Origin of the sequence: Roseivivax halodurans JCM 10272 (assembly GCF_000521785.1) — a bacterium.
Taxonomy (GTDB): domain Bacteria; phylum Pseudomonadota; class Alphaproteobacteria; order Rhodobacterales; family Rhodobacteraceae; genus Roseivivax; species Roseivivax halodurans.
On record NZ_JALZ01000090.1, the window covers coordinates 1 to 2767 of the forward strand.

Sequence of the window (2767 nt, forward strand, 5' to 3'; positions counted from 1 at the left end):
CCGGCAGACCCGGCGCGGTTCAGTCGACGCCACCATGGTCTTCGCGCCGCGCATCCTCTTCGGGGCCAATGTCACGGCCGGCAATCTTCTGGTCGACCGGGTCGAGATGACCGGCTGGGGCAGCTTCGGCATCGACGCCTTCTACCGCACCGACGGGTTGGGCGACCGGGGCCCGACATTCGGGTCCCGCTCCGCCGATGGCGACCGGCTCACTTTCGACTTCGGCTTTCCGCTGGTGATCAGCAACCTCTTCGCCGGTCCGCATGAGGAGAGCCATTTCTTCGTGCTCAAGACCGACGCCACGGCCTACGAGAACAGAGGCCGCGTGAGTATCTTTGCCCGTGCGGCGGGGGATAACTTCAACACCTACCGCTTCGACGTGGGCGACATCGCGGTCCCGGCTCTGGCGCCTGTGCCGTTGCCTGCTCCGCTACTGTTCCTGATCAGCGGCGTCGCTGCGCTCGCTGGCCTGCGCCGGCACCGCCCCCACTCTGCCTGACACCGGGCAGAACATTTTACCCAAGACCGATTTGTAAAGGATATTCCCATGAACAAGCATGTCGATCATGGCCTCGTCGCCGAACAGTCCGTCACCCGCGCGGAGTTCGAGTTCACCCGACCTCGCCCGCGGCGCGTGTCTCCGCCCCCCGGCGTGATCTTGACCCTCCCGCTCGAAGCGCTGGAGCGGCATCCTATCAATCGGACCTCGATTGCGGTGACCGGTCCTCGTTTCCGCCGGGGCCGCTTCGCCAACAACCTGCACGATGCCCTGAGAGGCAATTGCGCCGGCTATGGCTTTGCCATCAACCAGGGTGGCCAGCGCGTGCGTTCCGGCGGCGGCGGGTTCCGGCAACTGGCGCAGAACCCGGGCGACAACCTGCCGATGACGTCCAGCCGTCGCATGCACACCGCCAGCGTTTCCAAGACACTGACGGCGACTTGCGTGCTCAAGGCATTGCGAGACCGAGGCCTCGACACCGGCGTCAGCGCCAGCGAGCCGATGCAGCCCGCGGCATCAACAGATGCAGCACCGCCTTGGCGAGCGTCTGCTTCTGGGGAAACGGGTCTCGAATCTCGCGCCTGCAGCAATGCGGGCCCAATGCCTCTACCGAATGCCTCGAAAGGGCTGACGGCGGACCTCGACCACGTCGTACTTGAGCGGCCGCATCGCAGACTTTCCGGTCGTCGGCGGCCAACCGATACACCTGCAGCATGACAATGAGGCGCTCGCGGCCGCAGCAAGCGGGGTTTTGCGTCGCGGCGCAGATTAGGAATCGGTCGCTGAAAGACGCGTCAAACCAGGGAATCTAAACTTAACTTTCGCTGCGCCACTTCGCAGCGCCGCCGATGCGAACAAAGCCGACATCCCCAATCCTTTCTCCAAGGAGCTTTGCTCAGAAGCGCAATGGTGTCTTTTGCCGTCCGTCGATATCGAAGTTGTCAGGCGATAGCCAAGCTTCGTAGCCGGGCTTTAAGTGCTGCCAGTCTCGGTCCGTCATTGCAAACCACGCTGTGTCGCGATTGGCGCCTTTCACCACCATGTGCTGGCGAAAGACCCCTTCAGATCGGAAGCCGAACCGTTCGGCCGCCCGTTTGGACGGAACGTTCAGGTCATTACACTTCCATTCGAAACGGCGATACCCGAGGCCGAAGACACGGTCTGCGGACAGAAACAGCGCTTCGGTCGACATTCGAGTTCGTTGCAGGGTTGCGCCCCACATGATGTGACCGACCTCGGCCACACCGTTCGCCGTATCGATCCGCATCAGGGCCTGTCGCCCCTCGACCCGTCCGCTCGCCTTGTCCATGACCGCAAAGAACAGCGGATCGGCAGAGGACGACGCGGTTTCGAACCACGCATCGAAATCTTCACGAGTCGGCGGTTCTTCCGGCAACCATCGAAACCGGTCTTCCGCACCTCGCCCCGAGGCCGCATGAAAGAGCGTTTCGGCATGGGCCGGTCCGAGCGGTTCGAGCCGCACATACCGACCGTCCATCGGCTCCCGAACAAGCCCGGGGCGTGCCGTCCAATTTGCAAGATCAATCACCATCGACGTTACTTTCTTGGCCGACCCGGGGCGGATTGCATGTTCGGTGTCCAACCGCGTTTCGGCTTTTCACAGGACATGGAGAACGCCGCTCCGTGGTTAGCGCTGATACTTGATGAAAGGGGTCAGCTTCGCGACACGATCGTAAAGCTGTCGCGCCAGCATGTTGAAGTGCTGCGTCAGCCAGTAGACCGAGGGCATGCCGTTAGCGTCTGCTGCGGCGTAAACCGCCTCAATCAATGTGCGTCCCGCCCCGGTGCCGCGGGCTTCGGGAACCACATAGAGGTCCTGAAGATAGCAGACATCCTCGATGCGCCAGTTGTGCGGGTGGAAAATTGCATGAACGAGCCCTACGAGTTGCCCGTCACGTTCTGCAACCAGGGCGATCTGAGCGGGGACGGCAGGGTCCGTCAATCTGGCAAAGGTTGTCGAGTATACTTGTTCGGACACCGACGATTCATAGAACTCCAGATACGCCCTCCATAGCGCCCTCCACTCCGTTTCGTCGCTTGGGCGCAGGAAGCGAATATCGACTGACATCGGCGTTCATTCCCTACTGTGTGCAGACAACCGTCCCGAGGCTGCACCGAGCTATGAGCTCGATACGCGTCTTTGAGCAGCGTAGGCGGGCCGCTGAAGACTGTAAATCAGCTTACTCCCGACCTTCGGTGCGGGTGGCCTGAGCGGCAGGTCCGCGGACAAACCGGGCTGTCGCGAAC

The 2767-nt window shown here is 62.2% G+C and carries 4 protein-coding genes; 2 read left to right on the forward strand and 2 right to left on the reverse strand.

The window, feature by feature from the left end:
• The coding region (locus OCH239_RS21135; RefSeq protein ID WP_037267414.1) for a VPLPA-CTERM sorting domain-containing protein at positions 1-499 on the forward strand (499 nt) is incomplete at its 5' end.
• 48 nt (positions 500-547) lie between these two features.
• A complete protein-coding gene (locus OCH239_RS22455) occupies positions 548-1216 on the forward strand; it encodes a serine hydrolase (protein WP_084782776.1) in 669 nt (222 codons plus the stop codon).
• 178 nt (positions 1217-1394) lie between these two features.
• Here OCH239_RS22455 and OCH239_RS21140 read toward each other — a convergent pair whose 3' ends face one another.
• On the reverse strand, positions 1395-2051 hold the full coding sequence (locus OCH239_RS21140) for a GNAT family N-acetyltransferase (RefSeq protein WP_211242047.1): 657 nt from the start codon (positions 2049-2051) through the stop codon (positions 1395-1397).
• Between the two features lie 96 nt (positions 2052-2147).
• Complete coding sequence (locus OCH239_RS21145; protein ID WP_037267416.1) at positions 2148-2588, reverse strand: GNAT family N-acetyltransferase; 441 nt, start codon at positions 2586-2588, stop codon at positions 2148-2150.
• Positions 2589-2767 lie beyond the last annotated feature (179 nt).

Bases quoted from the DNA above. Each gene is read 5' to 3' on its own strand.
- OCH239_RS22455 (WP_084782776.1), top strand. From the start codon at position 548: ATGAACAAGCATGTCGATCATGGCCTCGTCGCCGAACAGTCCGTCACC.
- OCH239_RS21140 (WP_211242047.1), bottom strand. From the start codon at position 2,051: ATGGTGATTGATCTTGCAAATTGGACGGCACGCCCCGGGCTTGTTCGG.
- OCH239_RS21145 (WP_037267416.1), bottom strand. From the start codon at position 2,588: ATGTCAGTCGATATTCGCTTCCTGCGCCCAAGCGACGAAACGGAGTGG.